The sequence below is a fragment of the Herbaspirillum camelliae genome, assembly GCF_001929405.1.
Classification (GTDB): Bacteria; Pseudomonadota; Gammaproteobacteria; order Burkholderiales; family Burkholderiaceae_D; genus Herbaspirillum; species Herbaspirillum seropedicae.
In genome coordinates, this window is sequence record NZ_KV880769.1 from 2856444 (window position 1) to 2873744 (window position 17301).

Genomic DNA, 17301 nt, shown 5'->3' on the forward strand with positions numbered 1-17301 from the left:
AGTGTCCAGCCTTTGGGGTGCAGTTCAGTTTTCCGGGATTTTCTATTTGCGGTGGCACACCAATAATTGGCGCTTTACTGTGCGTCAGCGACAAGCTCAATGATCGTACTATTCAACGATGTTACATTGAGATATTCTACAATCCGAAGCACCGGCACAGCTTCAGTAAAATCGATCGCTAATGAACTACAAGAAGCGGTATTTCCACCACCAGGCGAACGTCTAAGAAATTGGTGGAGATTAAATATGGTGATCGAATAAGTGTTGCGTTGGAACAGGCGGAAGCTTTTAAAGGTATTAAGGCGACTTCCTTTAAATAAGAACTATCTCATATCAATACAATGAAGAAAAAAAGTAGTAGGTCTTCGCCGATAATTCACGCTCTTATCGTCTCAACTAAAAATAATCTGTTGTCCATCCCGCTAAGCGGAGAATATTGTCTAGCTCTTGATCAGAGCACGGTGCGAGTCCTTTACAGCGGAAAGAAAGAAGTTCCTGTCGGCCTTAAGCGAACGGTCGCTTCGTTTCATACCTTGTTTGGAATAAATGGATCGGGTAAAACAGAGGTCTTATTGGATATCGCAAGTGTATTTCAAAAAGATAGGAATGAAGCCAAGACTTCGGTGCTCTATGCTCGCGAAGGGAATTTATATTTGTTCCTATCCACTGAGCACTCCCATCTGGAAATCCTTAGCGATATTGAAGTCTCTCGCTCCGATCTCCGACCGAAGGCGCCTTCAGTCTTTTACACTAGCTCTCCCTTCGAGAATAGGCGCCGCTCTGATTTGGTTCGCAGCAATAGCGGTTACTGGCTAGACGTCTCACCAAGATACGCTGACGCCAATCTCTTTGATGGCCTGAGCTTGGCTGAGGCAATGGCGCATCTACCGGAAGGATTTATCGACAATGCACAGGTAGAAATTGGCATACATCTCTTGAGCTTAGACGATATCTATCGGAGTCTTTCTACTGCCACGCTTGACCATATGTTCGGCGTGGACGGTGGTGTTATCTTGGCTCGACTTATACAGGCCCAGGGAGAGCAAGGCCTAGTCGACGAGATAGATATTCTTCGAGTGCTCTCCAGCACCTTGCATGCCGATCCTAAAACAAGGTTGTCCTGGGCTCAAGATCTTTGGCGCGCACTGGATACCGTATTAGCAAAGCACTACAAGAAAAAGATGGTCTACGGTGCGGACGGTGAAGAGCTCGTAAATCTAACTAAAGAAGATAGGAAGAATATACTTTGGGACGCTCTTAGTATCAGCCAGCGTGATGTTGAACGCGCAGAGAAAATCGTTAAACTCATAAATCTACTGAGAGATCGGTTACTTCGGGGTGGACGTCTTGGATCATTGTCACCCCAAAGCCTTTACAGCCGCCTTGAACAACTCGTGCGGAACAAGTCTCTTCTGCGGAAATGCATTACTGACGGATTGATTTCGTTTACGCTGGAAGGATTGAGCTCGGGAGAGACTGCCATTTCGATGTTCTATACCGCTATCAATAGTGCGTTGATGCGGTTGGATGACTCTGGTGACAAAACAAGTCCGGTTTTCATATTGATTGATGAAGGCGAGATGTTTTTGCACCCCAGCTGGCAACGAAAATACGTCCAAGGAATACACCGGCTAGTTGAAAGCTTTAAAGCTATAGCGCCCCGTACTCATATTTTGGTCTCGACGCATTCGCTCATAGTGGCTGCCGATACTCCTCCCGATTGTCTGATCGATATTGAGAATGCTAGAAGAGTCAACGGCTTTGGTCTAGGGCCGAAATCTCTCTTGGAGGCGGTTTATCAAGTCGATGATCTCCCCGGTGATTACAGCCGACCTACTCTGGAAATGCTTGCTAAATATTTTCAAAAAGGATCTCGCATTTCGCGGGAAGATGCCACACGCATTGTGCAAGCATTGGCGGATGATAATGTCCGTGAGTATCTCCTCAAACGGATCGCCGCCGAGAGTCAAAAATGATTCAGTTGCCGACTAATGGTCCCCTCGACGAACAGACACATTTGTCGACGCTAAAGGCTGTAACCCTGGATAAGATCTATCAGGAGTTTTCGGTATTACGTCGATCTGAGATGATGCCAAGTCCCACTGTGCCGACGTTGGCGAGTTTGGTTGAGAAGTATCTGAAATCAGAAATTGACTCACTGTTGATTGGTAAGCCGTCTGATCTTCGTATTCATATAGAGAATTTTGCGAGATTTTTTTCTGGGTTTCATCAGTACACGAAAATCAATCCAACAAAAAAGCAGAAATCAATCTTTGATGCTGACTACGCAGCGTTAAGCAACGCCATCCGTAATGCATTTGACTATGATGCTTTTTCTGGCGAGAAGGATGGCTGGGGGGCTTACGCACTTGTGAAAAATCACCGCCTGCGAATCTGCCCTTACTGTAATCTTAACCATGTCAATTACCACAGCGACGATCCAGTAGTGACCGTAAAGAAACCGCGTCGAAAGAGAGGAGTACCAAAACCTCCCGTGGTCAAGAAATTCACAATGAGGCCACCGCTGGATCATTTTTATCCGCGGGGCCACTATCCCTATCTTGGTATTTCTTTGTATAACCTTATTCCCTCATGCCATCAGTGCAACTCTGGCGTGAAACATGATGATGATCCGTTTCAAAAACAGGTGAAGACTCCATTCGAGTTCCCGCCAAATTCCATCCAGTTCTCTTTGGAAAATGCACAGGATTTTGCGATTCCAGTGACGGGCAGTGCTCCTGGTACTCCTATCGCAAGCGTAAAGATCAAGGTTATCGGCATTAATGGCGCACAGAGCCACGTCGACTTCTTTGAACTTGTAGATCGTTACGGCTGGTATTCGCCTGAAATTCAAGATTTGTATAACTCCATCTTGAGTTACTGGGCGGTTGGCCCCACCTTGGGCAGCTGCCTTATCGCTGGAGACATGATCCGCGGGTTCTCCGAAAGTGATCGAGAAAAACGTGCTCTAGGTATTTGCATCAGTCATATCTACACTGAGCTAATCAACCTTCCTAGGTCAAATTAGATCTTGTTTTTTTTTAGATTGACCTGGTGGGGGGGAGTGAACCCCTCGGGCTGGACCAAGGTTGGTCGAGAACTAAGCCGCCTGCTGGCCTTCCCCCAGCATGACGAACACTTTTGATAGGTATGATGTCCCCATCGAAGGTATTACATGGCACGTGAACAACGGCTATTTTCTGAAGAGTTTAAGCGCGAAGCTGAGCTGCCTATCCGACCGCTAGCGGTCCGTGCTTTGGATGAAGTGCGCTTGACGTCTTCCGCACGACGTCGCTAATATGATGGTCATCATGCAGAGCAAGCCTACCCGCAAACAAGTCAGCCACGACCGTATCGTCGATGTTGCCTCGCGCGCCATCAGGCGAGCGGGCGCACATGGTGTCGGCGTGGCGGACATCATGAAGGAGGCTGGCCTCACCCATGGCGGTTTCTATGCGCATTTCGAGTCGCGCAACGCCTTGGTGAGCGAAGCGATGAGGCATGCCTGGCAAGACACATCGCAGGCGTTGACGAACGCGATGGCGCGGCGGGTGGCGGCGGGCGAAAGTCGTTTCGCAGCGCTGGTGAATTGCTATCTGCATGACAGTCATCTGGAGAAAGTCGAACAGGGTTGCGTGATCGCCGCCTTGTCTTCTGAAATGACGCGTCTGGATGAGGCGGCTCGCGGCGATGCCAAGCGGCTCGTCGCTCAGTTGATCGAGCTTGCGCGGTCATGCTTGCCGCCAGGCTGCGATCCGGCTAACGGCGCAACAGTGGCCTCAACCATGACGGGCGCATTGCAATTGGCGCGGACCTTGGGCGGCAAGCAAGGGCGTGAGTTGCTGGCGCTGGCCAGAAAGCAGTTGATCAATCAGTTCGATCCGGTTTTGTCTTGATCCGTCGCCTTCACCTTGACGACGCATCCCTCCGTTGAGTTTGTCCGCTTTGTCGCTGACAGCCTCATTTTTCTTAGAAATATGATGGTCATCATAAATGTCTGATTCATGAAAATCGCTGACTCCACCGTTCTCGTCACCGGCGCCAATCGCGGCATCGGTCTTGCCCAACATCGCATGAATTGCCGCATCTGCATTCAATAGGAGATACCAGTGACACAGCCGATGTTTGTCCTCGTGCAGTTCGATGTAAAGGACTTCCCCACCTATTTCGAGCAATACGGTTCCCTGATGAAGGCCGAGGTGGAAAAGTTTGGCGGAGCGTTTCTTGCCGCCACAGGGGATGCCGTGGCGCAGGAAGGCCAATCCAGCGGCAACTTCACCGCCCTCATTCGCTTTCCTTCTCAAGAAGCAGCGAGCGAAATGTATGCGTCGGCAAGCTATGCACCATTGAAGGCCAAACGCATCAACGAGCTTACAAATAGTGGGAATGTGATTTTCCTGCCGGGACTATGAAAATAGTGTCGCCGTTCAACCCGCTATCCCGACCCTGACCATCAGCACGAGAAAGGAAGACATGGACGTCGAAAAACAAGCCAGTGTCTGGACAGATCAGCAGGCCGCCGCACTCCAGCGCGAGCGTGATGGCGGCGGTGCGCCCGGCGTGGCCCGAATGGAACAGATCGCGGGCAAGAGCGGGATGGAAATCCTCAGTGCGATGATGTCCGGAGCGCTGCCGTCGCCGCCGATGAACGAGACCATGAATATGACCCTGTTAGAACTTGACGAGGGTAGCGCCGTATTCCAGGGCATCCCGCTGCTGCGGCATCTCAACCCGATGGGGACGGTGCATGGAGGCTGGTTTGCAACGCTGCTGGATTCTGCGCTGGGTTGCGCGGTAAAAACGACGCTGTCGGCTGGGCAGAGCTATACGACGGTAGAACTGAGCGTCAATATCGTACGGGCAGCTTCGCAACAAACCGGACCGCTCCGCGCGGCCGCCACGGTCTTGCATCGGGGCGGTCAAATGGCCACAGCGGAAGCGAGCATCAAGGACGAAAGCGGCAGGCTGTACGCCCATGCGACCACGACCTGTTTTGTATTCAAGGCTCCCGCAGCTTGATGGCAACTGCCGCGATTCGAGAGCTGATGTAGCGTCGATATCACCTATCTCCGAATAGCGTGCAGCTGCCCTACGGGGGGCGGCTTATCTGCCCCCCGCCTGATTCATGGGTTCACTCAAACTCAAAGCAGTTCATTCGAAGACAACCATTCAGCTTCATACGCCCCCAGTGCGCGCGCCGGATAACGCCACGCCAGCGGCGCACCCTCGACCTGCACCGGTGGCAGCAGTCGCGCCGCCGGTCCCCACGACGTCGGCTCGACGTGCGCAGCGCGATCAGTTGCTGTTTCCGCCGCGAACCCCACCACCTCGCGCATTGGCTCCGTGCGCAATTGCAGGACCGCTGCAGTACGCGCCAACGAAGCACGCACCCCGATTCCTACCCCTTGCGTCATCCTCAGCGTCAATCCCCGCAGCGCTGCGGCCGCCATCAGATAGCCCGTCGCATGGTCGATGGCCTGGACCGGCAGATTGACCGGTGCAGCGCCGCCCATCACCCGCATGCCGGTCTCGGCGATGCCGGTGCTCATCTGGATGAGGCTGTCGAAACCGCGCCGGCACTGCCATGCACCGGACCAGCCATAGGCATCGAGCGAGACATCGATCAGTGCGGGATTGAGTTCGCGCCGTTGCGCGGCGTCCAGGCCGAGCTTGGCGAGCGCATCGGCACGGTAACCGTGGACAAGGATGTCGGCATGGCGCATCAATTTCCGCAGCGTATCGAGGTCGGCTGGGTCTTTCAGATTCAGCCGCGCACAGCGCTTTCCCAGGACGACTTCCGGCACGGTGTTCGGTTCTTCCCAGCCGTAGGGATCGATGCGCAACACTTCGGCCCCCAGCCCGGCGAGGAAGCGGGTGGCGACAGGACCGGCGAGAATGCGCGTGAGATCGAGCACGCGGATTCCACGTAATGGCCGATCTCGCGACGGCTCCCAGGCGCGCGTAGTCACACGGGGCCCGGTCGCGACATGCAGCAAGGGCTCGGCAGCGACGGCCTGGCCTTGCTGATGCGCGGCCCATTCCTCGCGGGAATACATCACCGCAGCACAACCACCGCGCGCAACAATGGCTGCCTCCAGTGTATCGGCGTCCCAGCCTGCCACCGCTTGCCGCACCGATTCCGGATCCGCCGCGCAGTCGAGCACGGACAGCGCGGCCTGGCGGTGATGCGGCGCATTGGTGTGCAAGCGGATCCAGCGATCACGCGCCCGATAATTGCCGGCGATCGCATCCCATAGCGGCGGCATCGTCCATCCCAGCGGATGCAGCGACGCGCCAAACCAGAGCGAGGCCATGCGCCGGTCGACCTGAACCGCCGGCAAGTGACCGGTCGAGGCTTGCAGCAACTCGGCTGCCGCCGTTGCGGCCGCGCCAATGGCCGCTGCGGCCAGGTCGGTTACCCGGAATGCGGACACCAGCTCCCCGGTTCCACCAAAGCCGCACGTCGCGGCCAACGCGGGAGCGCCTCCCAGGGCTGTCCAGAATTCCCGCAGATGCTGCGACGCCGCTTGTGTCACTTGATCGTTCTCCATGTTTGCCTCGACTGGTTCAGGTGTGACAAAGATCGGATCGTTTGAATTTGCTGTCAACGTTGATTATCCTGATCAACTAATCAAACGATTCCCTTCCACGACGATGTCGAACTACCTCAACTCGACCGAAGCCGCTGCACGGCTCGGGGTGTCCCGGCAAACGCTGTACGCCTACGTCAGCCGCGGCCTGCTGCACGCCGAACCCGGCGCCACGGCACGCGAGCGCCGCTATTTCGCCGCCGACGTCGAGCGCGTCGCGGCACAGCGTGCACGCGGACGCAAGCCCAAGGAAGTGGCGAAGGCGGCGCTGAACTGGGGCGCTCCCGTACTCGAATCGAGCATCACCTTGATCGATGGCGGACGGCTCTTCTATCGTGGCGTGGATGCACTCAGGCTGGCTGAGCATGCCAGCCTGGAGGAGGTGGCGGCCGGCCTCTGGCAATGCGACAGGCAGACTGCCTTTGGTCCCCAGGTCAACGCTTCTCCCGCTGTCTTGCGAGCGCTCTTCAGGCACTACGGCGATCAACGGGCAGAGGAAGTCCTTCTGCCGCTTTTCGCCGTGGGCAGCGAAGATGCATCGACCGCCATCTGGCAGAAGGCGACCGAGCGCCAGGCGCAAGGCTGTGGCGACCTGGTGCGGATTCTGGCGGCATGCCTGCTGCGGACCCGTCCCGACACCAGCCCGATCCACGAGCAATGTGCGCGGGCATGGGGCGTGGGTCGTTCGGGCGCCGAGCTGATCCGGATGGCGCTGGTGCTCTGCGCCGATCACGAGCTCAATGCGTCCAGCTTCACCAGCCGATGCGTGGCCTCCACGGATGCGAGCCTGCGGGCAGCGGTGATCGCCGGTCTGGCGGGCCTGTCCGGTGGACGGCATGGCGCGACCACTGGGCGCGTGGAGGCGCTCTGGGATGAACTCGGCACGCGCGACATCGACAGGAAGATGCGCGAGCGGCTCTCGAGAGGGGACGACCTGCCCGGCTTCGGGCATACGCTCTATCCGGATGGCGATCCACGTGCGAGCTATCTGCTCTCCCAGATCCTGCCACGCCATTCGCCCTGGGCAGCCATGATCGACGCCGGAATCACCCTCACGGGCCAGAAGCCCTCGGTGGATTTCGCCCTGGTGGCGCTGCGCAGGCATCTGCGGCTTCCGGTGGGTGCAGCGTTCGGCCTGTTTGCGCTTGGTCGCTCGATAGGGTGGATTGCGCACGGACTGGAGCAGCGCGAGCAGCACCACCTGATCAGGCCCCGTGCGGTGTACATCGGACCGCAACCTGAAGCCGGCCAAGCCGAGCCTGGGCGGTCGCGATCACGCGCACGCTCGGCAAGCCGGCAAACACAGCAAGGTATCGTGCCGAAAAGCGATCTGCCTGCTAGCTTTTTCAATACCCGATAGCGCTGCTTGACGACGACAGCGAGCATGACTGGCGTCCAAGCAAGAGTGCGTTACCCACATGCAGCGCACAGATATCGCCATGCGGTCGCTGTGGCGATTGCTTCGGCATTGACTGCGCAGCGTGCTGATGCGCGGGTGGAGTAGTGGTCTCTCAGTGCGAGCGGCGGGTCAGTTGATCCGCCAGTGCCGGAAGCTCTTGCAGCAGTCCGTCGCGGGCACGCAGTCCCGCATTGGGCTGGGTGGGCTGATCGTCCTGGATCAGGCGGGCAAACACCCGTTTCTGATCGCCCTTGATGGCCCAGCCTACAAACCATCCGTAGGCATGAGCAGGATCATAGCGACCATTGGAGCCCGGCGAACCGGTCCCGGTCTTGCCATGGATTTCCCAGCCGTCCGGCGCCGCAGCGATGAGCGTGACCTTGCTGGTCATATCATACGCATGCGCGCTGACCGGCAATTGCCGGTTCACCAGCCTGCGCAGGAAGGCAATCTGTTCCTGCGGCGAGATACGCAGCGACGAATTGATCCATGCACCTTGCAGGCCATTGTGCTTGCCAGGTTCACCCGAGACATCCTGGTTGCCATAGCGGAAATCGCGCGCATAGCGCTGGAAACGTTTTTCTCCGAGCTGCTGGGCCACGCGCTGCGAGAACCAGACCACGGAATACTGTATCCACCGGCTGGCATCGGTAGGCTGGCGCCACGCATCGCCACCCCAATCGGGATATCCCGGCTGATAGGGCCAGGACGGCGTGTGTTCGTCCTGCAGGATGCCCGCGTCGAAGCCCATCAAGCTGATGGCGATCTTGAACGTCGAGGCTGGCGTGAAGCGCTCGGCGCACTCGCCGCTCCTAAGGGCAGGGCCGTGCTCGGACGCATCAGCCACGATCGTGCATATCGTCCGTGCTGAAGCCGCAGTCGAGAAAGCTGCACTCGCGATCAGGGCCGCACATATCCATGTCTTGCGCATTTCTGTTTCTCCGGCAGGGGTGAAGTGAGTTCAGGGGAAAGGCAAATCTCCAGCGCTTGCGATGGCTGCTCACGAGGTCGTCGAAGCCAGCCTGAGATGGAGCAGGGGGAAGGGATTGCCCTGTCCATCATGCTCAGAGCGGCCCATCTGGACGAATCCAAGATGGAGGTAGAAACCGATGGCTGCCGGGTTCTGTTCATTCACATCCACGCGGCATGCGCCCTGATGTTCGATGGCATGGCGCATCAGCAAGGAGCCGATACCCTTGTTCTGATGCGAGGGGGAGACGAAGAGCATTTCCACCTGGTCCCCGGCCACGCCGATGAAACCGGTGATTTCACCTTCCTCCTGCCTGGCAATGCGCAGGTCGACGGCGTCAAAATAGTGATTCAGAATCAGTAGTCGCAGCGCGGCAATCTGCTCGTCGCCCAAGAAGTCATGGGTTGCCCGCACTGAGCACTCCCAGATGTCGATGAGCGAGGCGTAGTCCTCCTTGCCGGCTCTTTCAATGTTCATGGATGGCATTCCTAAAGTCCTGTGGTCTTGGTCTTGTAGAACAACAGAGCTGCAAACTGTACTGGCCCGGATGTTGTCATGATGATGTCCCGGGCATGGTCGCGCACTATACCTCAAGCTTCACCGAAAAGGGCGGCATAGAAGCGCGTGAAATATGCCGATCGCTACCGGCATTGTTGCTACCCTACCTGGTATTCTTTCTGCGCATGGGAATCTCAAATAAGTCATTTGAATTCAGCCCGCTGCACTGCTTCAATACACGTCATGGAAACCCCCATGACCCAGGAGAAGCAGATGAATTCAGAAAGTGGATCGGCCGCCCTTCGCATTCAGGAAGCTGATGCCAGTCGTGGCGTCCATGCGCGCCTGAGCTATCTGTCCAGCCATTCGCGCGACCCGGTCAGCTATGCATTCACGCCACCGCCCGGCACGCCCTGGGAAAGCGCCCAATACGACCAGCAAGAGTGCTTCATCGCCGATGCCGCCGTCCATGCAGGACTGAGCATCGACACCAACGGCTTCGCGTTGTTCGATGCGCCCACCGCCTTGCGCAACCCTGACGATGCCGACGAGATCACCGCCCTCTGCTATGCCGAGGCCATCGAGATCGCGCTGGCGGTCACCGGTGGCGCCCATGCCTACGTCTTCGATCACCTGGTGCGCGAGCGCGACCCGGTGCGGGCGCCGCTGAACTTCGGACGCACCACGCGGGGCGCCACGCCAGCGGCCAATGGGCGCATCCACAATGACTATACTGAGGTGTCAGGGCGGCGGCGTCTGTCGATGATCTTGCGGGATTCCGACCTGATCCCTTTCGTCCAGCATTTTTCCATCATCAACATCTGGCGCACCCTGCGCGGCGTGGTCGAAGATACGCCGCTGGCGCTGCTCGATGCGCGCAGTGTGGCAAGCCAGGACCTGGTGCGCGGCGAAGTGCGTTATCCCCAACGGAACGGCGAGATCTACCTGGTGCGTAACAATCCCGCGCACCGCTGGTTCTATTTTCCAAAGATGGATCGCAGCCATGCCCTGGTGTTCAAGCAATACGATTCCCGCACCAGCGGCGTAGCGCGCTTTACCCCGCACACGGCCTTCGATTTGCCGGCCATCCCGGCCGATGCGCCTTTGCGGAAGAGCCTGGAGATGCGCTGCCTGGTGGTCCACGCATGAACGGCCCCGCCAAGCTGATCGAATACTGGTTCGACTTCGGCAGCAACTACAGCTACCTGAGCACCATGCGCATCGAGCAGGCGGCGCGGCAGGCCGGTGTACGGGTGGTGTGGCGTCCCTTCCTGCTGGGGCCGGTATTCCAGGAACTGGGCTGGAGCACCTCACCGTTCGTGTTGCAGAAGGAGAAGGGGGCGTATACCTGGAAGGATATGGCGCGCCAGTGCAGGAAGTACGGTTTGCCGTGGACCATGCCCAGCCGCTTCCCGCGTGCGGCGGTGCTGGCGACCCGGGTGGCGCTGCGCTTTGAGCATGCGCCCTGGATGTCCAGTTTCTGCCGCCTGGTCATGCACCTGAACTTCGCCGAGGATAGGGACATCGACAGCGTCGAGACGATCAGCGAAGTATTGCAGGCGCTGGGCCTGCCATTTGCCGAGATCATCGCCGAGGCGCAATCGGAGCCCAATCGCGCCCGACTGCGCGAACAGACCCGACAGGCCCGCACACGCGGCATCTTCGGCGCACCGACCTTCTTTGTCGGCGATGAGATGTTCTGGGGTAATGATCGTCTCGACGATGCCCTGGCCTGGTGTGTCGGCGATGCGGGCGTCAGCCGATGAGGCTGCGGCGAGCCCTGGCCTGCGCGCAGATCCAGTTGGCGATCAGCTGCACCTCGCGGCGCGGCGAGGGCTCTGCCTGGATCAGCCAGTAGGCATAGCCGTCGTCGTCCTGGGTGCGTGGATCGGCCAGCAAGACCAGTTGGCCGCCCTCCAGTTGCGGAGCGATCAGTTCCAGTCGCCCCAGGGCCACACCCTGGCCGGCCAGGGCCGCCTGGATCACCATGTCGTACTGGTTCAGGCGCAGCATGCGCGCCTTCTTGCTGATCGTACCGAGCTTGCCAATCTTGCCGGCCTTGCCCACGGATTCACTGTCCAGCCAGGACTTCCAGCGCAGATGCGGGTTGGCCTGGTCGAATTCCAGCAGCGTGGCGTCGGCGGGCAACTTGCCGTTCTTGAGCAGCAAGGGATGGGCTACCGGCGCCACTGTTTCGCCGAACAGCCGGATCGCATCGGCGGGTGCATGGACGCGCCTGGTATAGCGCAAGGCCAGGTCGATGCCTTCGTGGCGCAGGTCTATCGTGCTGTCGCTGGCGGCCACGCGCACATCCACGCCCGGGACCTGCTGCTGCAGCCGCGACAGACGCGGCAAGAGCCACAGCCCGGTCATGCCGATGCTGGCGGTGATGGTAACTGGCCGCGCCGCCTGGGCCGCGCGCAGCTCGCCCAGGCTGTCCTGCAATTGCAGCAGGGCGGCGTCGGCGCTGCGAAAGAGCCGTTCGCCCATGGGCGTGAAGGAGATCGAACGATGATGTCGCTGCAGCAATGGCGTTTGCATGTACTGCTCCAGCAACAGCACCTGCCGACTGACCGCCGATTGCGTCAGGAACAGGTCTTGCGCGGCCAGCGTGAAGCTCATGCGGCGACCCACTGCGACGAATCCGCGCAGCAGATCCAGGGGCGGCAGCTTGGCAAGGGGAAGGCTCATGGCAATCTCGGCAGGGCGGGGAAGAGCTGCTATTGAAGCATAGACCGGGGCTTGCGTGAGAGCGCTGGCGGAAATTTTTCGCATGCATAGAGGGAATGTGAGGGTCTACCGAATTCACTTGAGCCTGCGCCCGCCACGTAGTCAAATTCAGCATTCTTTCTTCATCGGTTTCTTTACGAGATAGGTCTTCCATGCGTATTGCTACTGTCAATCGAAAACCCTGGCTGGTGGTGCTAGCCGGCGCCGCCATCATGAGCATGGCGCTGGGATCGCGCCAGACCTTTGGGCTGTTCATCAGTCCCTTGTCCTATGACCATGGCTTGCCGGTGACCCTGGTGGCCTTTGCCATCGCCTTGCACAACCTGGTCTGGGGCGCCGCCCAGCCGCTGGCCGGGGCCCTCACGGATCGCCATGGACCGGCGCCGGTGGTGGCGTTCGGGGCGGTGTGCTATGCCATCGGCCTGGCGCTGACGGCGCTGGCCCCCAATGGGGCGGTGCTGGTGCTGGGCATGGGCGTGTTCATCGGTGTGGGAATCAGCTGCACCAGCTTCGGCGTGGTGTTGCCCGCGGTCGGGCGAAGCGTGCCCGCTGAACGTCGCAGCAGCGCCATGGGCCTGGTCAGCGCCGGTGGTTCGCTGGGCCAGGTGCTGATGCTGCCGCTGGTCCAGGGTCTGCGGGCAAGCTCGGGCATGAGCCTGGCCTTGATGGTCTTGGCCTTGCTGGTGCTGGCGGTGGCGCCCCTGGGTCTGGCGCTGGCCCGCACCGGCCCGGTCGCAGCCGACGCGCCACGGCTGGATTATTCGGTGCGCGAGGTGATTGCGCAGGCCACCGCCCATCGTGGTTACCAGTTGCTGACGCTGGGATTCTTTGCCTGCGGTTTCCAGCTGGCCTTCATCGCCACGCATCTGCCCGGTTATCTGGAACTGTGCCACATGCCCATGGGCCTGGCGGCCACCGCGCTGGCCTTGATCGGTCTGTTCAACATGGCCGGCAGCTGGGCCTGTGGCTGGCTGGGTGGACGTTACCGCCCGCAGCGGGTGCTGGGCTGGTTGTACCTGGTCCGCAGCACCGCCATCGGGCTGTTCTTCATCGCGCCCAAGAGCAGCCAGTCGGTGACGCTCTTTGCCGCCGTCATGGGACTGACCTGGCTGGGCACGGTGCCGCTTACCACCGGACTGGTGGCGCGCCTGTTCGGCACGGCGCACATGGGCACGCTCTTTGGCGTCTGTTTCCTGAGCCATCAGGTGGGTTCATTCCTGGGGGCATGGCTGGGCGGATGGATGCTGGAAGTGACGGGATCGTATTCCCTGCTGTGGATGGCCACCTTTGTGGTGGGCATCGTGGCGGCGCTGCTGCACTTTCCCATCGAAGAAGCCGATGGAAGCCGAGGAGGAGGCCGCCTGGTCAGGCATTGATGCGCTGGTCCGGCGCATCCAGCAGGCCGAGCGCATCGTCATTGGCCTGCCGGGCTGACGCCCTTGCGGCAGGCCGTGTGCGCGTCTGATCGGGTTGGCCTATCTCGGCTCAAAAAAATACGGAGGTGTTGCAGATAAATTATCGCAAATATCGAAATACGTGCATTATTGAGTGCAAATCATTATCATTCGCAATTCTTCGGATGTCGTCCTGAAGATTTCCCAATTTTTAGAAGAAATAAACGGCGGAGGTTCGCCAGTATTTTTATTGGACCGAATGTAATGAAGACCCATCAAGCCCCATCGCTCTTTGTGCGCGACCTGCGCATCACCACGACCGCTCTTGCCTCGCTGGCAATACTGGCTTTTCCCGTAGCAGGCCTGGCTCAACAGGCAACCCCCTCGGACGGACAACCCGGCCTGGAGCCCATCCAGGTCAGCGGCGACTGGCTGGGCACTGGCTTGGAAAGTAGCGTTAAAACTTATCCGGGAGCGCGCACCGTGGTGAAGAAGCAGGAGATCGAAAGCACCGGCGCTGTCAGTATCGGTGACGCGATGCGCCGCATTCCCGGTGTGCAGTCCAGCGACAACTCCGGCACCGCCGGCAGCGCCCTCGCGCTCAACATCGGTGTGCGCGGGCTGGCCGGGCGCTATTCACCGCGCTCCACCATCCTGCTGGACGGCATCCCCATGGCGGTGGCGCCCTATGGCCAGCCGCAACTATCGTTCGCGCCACTGAGCCTGAACAATATCGAATCGATCGATGTCGTCCGTGGCGGCGGTGCCGTGCGCTTCGGTCCGCAGAACGTGGGCGGCATCATCAATTTCAAGACACGCTCCATCCCGACGACGCCCGGCATTTCCGGTGACGCGGCGGTGCGCTACAACAGTTACGGCCAGGGCGGCGGCAATACGCAGTACACCGCCTTTGCCGGCGGTCAGGCGGAGAATGGCTTCGGCATGGCCTTTCTCTATTCCGGCCAGGAAGGAAGCGGCTGGCGCGACAAGAGCGATGAGCACCTCAATGATTTTGCGCTGAAGATGCGTTATGAAATCTCGCCGACCTCCGAGCTCTACGCCAAGATCAACTACTATGACGTGCTCAGCCGCACGCCCGGCGGACTCAGCGTTGCGCAGTACGCTGCCGACCCGTTCCAGAACACACGCCAGCGCGACAATTGGGGTGGAACCCGTAAAGGCTTTGATGTGGGCTACCTCAACACGATATCGGATCGCCAGGAATTCGAGATCCGTACCTACTTCAACCAGGCTACCCGCCAGAGCACATTGATCAATCCGGCCGGCACCCGCCTCTCACATCAACCGCGCAACTATGAAACGCTGGGCATCGAGCCGCGCTACACGCAGCGCTTTGCATGGGGCAGCACTACGCACGATGTCACCGTCGGCTATCGTTATGTCCGTGAGCGCGGCGATGATAATGTCTATAACGAAGCCGTCCTGACCGGCGTGCTCAGCGGATTCACCCAGTTCCAGAACAGCACCGATGCCCATGCCGGCTACATCGATGACAAGATCGCCTTCGGCAAATGGCGCATTACTCCGGGCCTGCGTTTCGAGCACGTCCAGTCGACCCGCTATGACGTGGCCAATAACGCTTCCTACCAGGTGTCCAACAACAAGCCGCTGCCCTCGATCAACGTGGCCTACCTGCTTACCGAGCAGTTGACCTTGTTCAGCAACTACAACACTTCCTTCGGTGTGGTTCAGAATTCGCAACTCAACACCATGTCATCGGCCAATCCGCTCTCGCCCGAGCTGGCCAAGACGATCGAAGGAGGGGTGCGCTGGAAGAGCGCGCAGGCATCTGCAGAAGCGACGGTGTTCCATATCGATTTCGACAACCAGATCGTCTCCGTTCAGGGAACGAATCCAAGCGTCTTCCGCAATATCGGCAAGACCCAGCATGATGGCATCGAACTGGCGATGGACTATGCCTTTGATCAGCAGAGCGTCTTGAAGGGATGGTCGGTCTACGCCAACTACACCTACACCCGCGCCTTGCAGAAATCGGGCGCGAATCCGGGCAAGGACTTGCCGTTCTATGCGCGCACTACCGACACGGTGGGCACGCGCTTCAAATCGGGATCATGGGGTTTCAATCTGTCGACCACGCATCAAGGCCGTCAATTTTCCGATGAAGCCAACACCATCGCCGAAAGCGCCGACGGCAGCATCGGGGAAATCCCTGGCTTCCGCCTCTGGAATGCCCAGGTGGATTGGAAAGTGCCGGGGGCGAAGGGCTTTGATGTCTTTGCCGGCATCAATAACCTGACCGACCGTCGCTACTTCACACGGACCACCGATAACAACCTGGGCAAGCTGGTGGGCGCACCGCGCACCGTCTATGTGCAGGGGCGTTATTCATTCTGATCCAGGGCCAGCAGAGAAAAACTCAGGACGTCGCCGCTCTCCCGAAGGCGTGGGAGCGGCGGATGGTCTGGGATGGCAGTTCGCAGAACAAGGCCCGGTAGTCCTCTGCAAAGTGGCTCAGATGAAAGAATCCCCAGCGTGAGGCGATATCGCCTATCGTGATCTGCTCCGCAGAGGTTGACATCAATGCCCGTCGTACGCCGTTGAGCCGCACGCAGCGCAGATAGTTGCGGGGCGTCGTCTCGGTCACGGTTTGAAAGCTGTTCTGCACCGTGCGCCGGCTGACCTGCATCTGCTCGCACACCTCGAAGATGCTGGGGACATTGATGGCATCGTTCATGGTCTGCCGATGCAACTTGTCGACGATGTAGCTGCGTATCGTGCTGATCTGCCGGCTGGCGCCACAGTCGGGCGCCGATAGCAGCGCCAGCAATTCGGCCAGCAGAGACAGTTCCAGTTCCTGCTCTTGTTGCGGGTGCTGTCCGTGTCCATCCTCGATGGAGAGCATCGCCCAATAGAATATGTTCAGAAGCCGCTCGCGGCAGGCGTGCAAGTCCTGGGAGGCGACTTTCACGACGGGCTGCTTCATCAGCGCAACAATGCGCTCCGGACTTGCCGTGTGCTCAAGCTGCGCCTCAAACAGGGCGCGGTCAAAGGTGATGGCGAACAAGTCCGTGTCCATGGGCAGGTGACACATGAACTCGTCTCCCCCCTGCAAGAACAACATGCAGTGCTCATCCACCTCGCGGCCCTGTACATGCGCCTTGCCGGGCGCTGCGACAGGAAATGCAAAGCACACCTGCTCTCTGGGCGCTTCCCCCTGCTGCACCACGCGCTGGTTGATACGCTCGCGAAAGACGTGGCAGCGGGGCGTGGACAACTGCAGCAGCGAGCTCTCCACCTTGCCTGCCGAAATCTGCGCATAGTGCAGATTCCATGGACTGATCGCAGCGGCGTGCTCATGCACATCCTGAAAACGAAGAACGCTTTGCAACATGGTCTCTCTCCAAGGTGAGCTGCGGCTTCATCGATAAGCGCAGCCCAGTCTCCTAGCATCTGGCGTGCCTGATCTTATGCATGGCGTCGGTGACGGCGGGCTGCGAGCATCGGCTTGCCATCGCCCGTCACCCGTCACCCATCACATCACCACTCATTCCGCAATCAAGCAGGAATGACGTCATTTTTTTGCGACTTTATCTCAAAGCAAAAAAACAGCAAATAATTTTTTATTTATTTATGTGTTTTGCTGCTTCTTTTTGTCTTGGTGCAATCTTTACTTTTTTGCACAAGTTTGATGCGGCTTCTGCTGTTAGCGCCTTGCTGTAGGTCGCCCGGCATTTGCGG

The 17301-nt window shown here is 58.8% G+C and carries 16 protein-coding genes; 11 read left to right on the forward strand and 5 right to left on the reverse strand.

Annotated elements, in window-relative coordinates; genetic code table 11:
* The first annotated feature begins 341 nt into the window (after positions 1-341).
* From BGK68_RS12725 to BGK68_RS12750, 5 genes are all read left to right on the forward strand, one after another.
* A complete protein-coding gene (locus BGK68_RS12725; protein WP_143433038.1) occupies positions 342-1976 on the forward strand; it encodes an AAA family ATPase in 1635 nt (544 codons plus the stop codon).
* Positions 1973-3028: a hypothetical protein gene (locus BGK68_RS27470; protein WP_143433039.1), complete on the forward strand. Its 1056-nt coding sequence runs from the start codon at positions 1973-1975 to the stop codon at positions 3026-3028. The genes BGK68_RS12725 and BGK68_RS27470 overlap by 4 nt, the downstream gene beginning before the upstream one ends.
* Positions 3029-3299: 271 nt before the next feature.
* A complete protein-coding gene (locus BGK68_RS12740; RefSeq protein ID WP_075257401.1) occupies positions 3300-3896 on the forward strand; it encodes a TetR/AcrR family transcriptional regulator in 597 nt (198 codons plus the stop codon).
* A 213-nt stretch (positions 3897-4109) separates the two neighbouring features.
* Positions 4110-4412 (forward strand): DUF1330 domain-containing protein, encoded by a 303-nt coding sequence (locus BGK68_RS12745; protein WP_143433040.1) that lies wholly within the window; start codon positions 4110-4112, stop codon positions 4410-4412.
* 61 nt (positions 4413-4473) lie between these two features.
* A complete protein-coding gene (locus BGK68_RS12750) occupies positions 4474-5019 on the forward strand; it encodes a PaaI family thioesterase (protein WP_075257403.1) in 546 nt (181 codons plus the stop codon).
* Positions 5020-5141: 122 nt separating this feature from the next.
* Here the strand turns inward: BGK68_RS12750 and BGK68_RS12755 are convergent, their stop codons facing one another.
* A complete protein-coding gene (locus BGK68_RS12755; protein ID WP_075257404.1) occupies positions 5142-6551 on the reverse strand; it encodes a CoA transferase in 1410 nt (469 codons plus the stop codon).
* Positions 6552-6654: 103 nt separating this feature from the next.
* Here BGK68_RS12755 and BGK68_RS12760 point away from each other — a divergent pair, with 103 nt between their 5' ends.
* Positions 6655-7950, forward strand: a complete 1296-nt coding sequence (locus BGK68_RS12760) for a citrate synthase family protein (protein ID WP_075257405.1) — start codon at positions 6655-6657, stop codon at positions 7948-7950.
* 151 nt (positions 7951-8101) lie between these two features.
* Here BGK68_RS12760 and blaOXA read toward each other — a convergent pair whose 3' ends face one another.
* Both blaOXA and BGK68_RS12770 read right to left on the reverse strand, forming a co-directional pair.
* Complete coding sequence (gene blaOXA, locus BGK68_RS12765) at positions 8102-8920, reverse strand: class D beta-lactamase (protein WP_075257406.1); 819 nt, start codon at positions 8918-8920, stop codon at positions 8102-8104.
* A 69-nt stretch (positions 8921-8989) separates the two neighbouring features.
* Positions 8990-9445 (reverse strand): GNAT family N-acetyltransferase, encoded by a 456-nt coding sequence (locus BGK68_RS12770; protein ID WP_198937197.1) that lies wholly within the window; start codon positions 9443-9445, stop codon positions 8990-8992.
* A 285-nt stretch (positions 9446-9730) separates the two neighbouring features.
* Between BGK68_RS12770 and BGK68_RS12775 the strand changes: the two genes are divergently transcribed.
* Together BGK68_RS12775 and BGK68_RS12780 are read left to right on the forward strand one after the other, a co-directional pair.
* On the forward strand, positions 9731-10606 hold the full coding sequence (locus BGK68_RS12775) for a CmcJ/NvfI family oxidoreductase (protein ID WP_075259811.1): 876 nt from the start codon (positions 9731-9733) through the stop codon (positions 10604-10606).
* On the forward strand, positions 10603-11223 hold the full coding sequence (locus BGK68_RS12780; protein WP_075257408.1) for a 2-hydroxychromene-2-carboxylate isomerase: 621 nt from the start codon (positions 10603-10605) through the stop codon (positions 11221-11223). The genes BGK68_RS12775 and BGK68_RS12780 overlap by 4 nt, the downstream gene beginning before the upstream one ends.
* Here BGK68_RS12780 and BGK68_RS12785 read toward each other — a convergent pair.
* On the reverse strand, positions 11213-12148 hold the full coding sequence (locus BGK68_RS12785) for a LysR family transcriptional regulator (RefSeq protein WP_075257409.1): 936 nt from the start codon (positions 12146-12148) through the stop codon (positions 11213-11215). The genes BGK68_RS12780 and BGK68_RS12785 overlap by 11 nt on opposite strands.
* 191 nt (positions 12149-12339) lie before the next feature.
* Between BGK68_RS12785 and BGK68_RS12790 the strand changes: the two genes are divergently transcribed.
* Both BGK68_RS12790 and BGK68_RS12795 read left to right on the forward strand, forming a co-directional pair.
* Positions 12340-13563, forward strand: coding sequence for an MFS transporter (locus tag BGK68_RS12790; protein ID WP_075257410.1), 1224 nt, complete (start codon positions 12340-12342; stop codon positions 13561-13563).
* Positions 13564-13845: 282 nt separating this feature from the next.
* Entirely contained in the window at positions 13846-15957 is a 2112-nt protein-coding gene (locus tag BGK68_RS12795; protein ID WP_075257411.1) for a TonB-dependent receptor family protein, read from the forward strand.
* Between the two features lie 22 nt (positions 15958-15979).
* Here BGK68_RS12795 and BGK68_RS12800 read toward each other — a convergent pair whose 3' ends face one another.
* Positions 15980-16954: a helix-turn-helix domain-containing protein gene (locus BGK68_RS12800; protein ID WP_075257412.1), complete on the reverse strand. Its 975-nt coding sequence runs from the start codon at positions 16952-16954 to the stop codon at positions 15980-15982.
* An 80-nt stretch (positions 16955-17034) separates the two neighbouring features.
* Between BGK68_RS12800 and BGK68_RS27480 the strand changes: the two genes are divergently transcribed.
* On the forward strand, positions 17035-17283 hold the full coding sequence (locus BGK68_RS27480; RefSeq protein WP_143433041.1) for a hypothetical protein: 249 nt from the start codon (positions 17035-17037) through the stop codon (positions 17281-17283).
* Positions 17284-17301 lie beyond the last annotated feature (18 nt).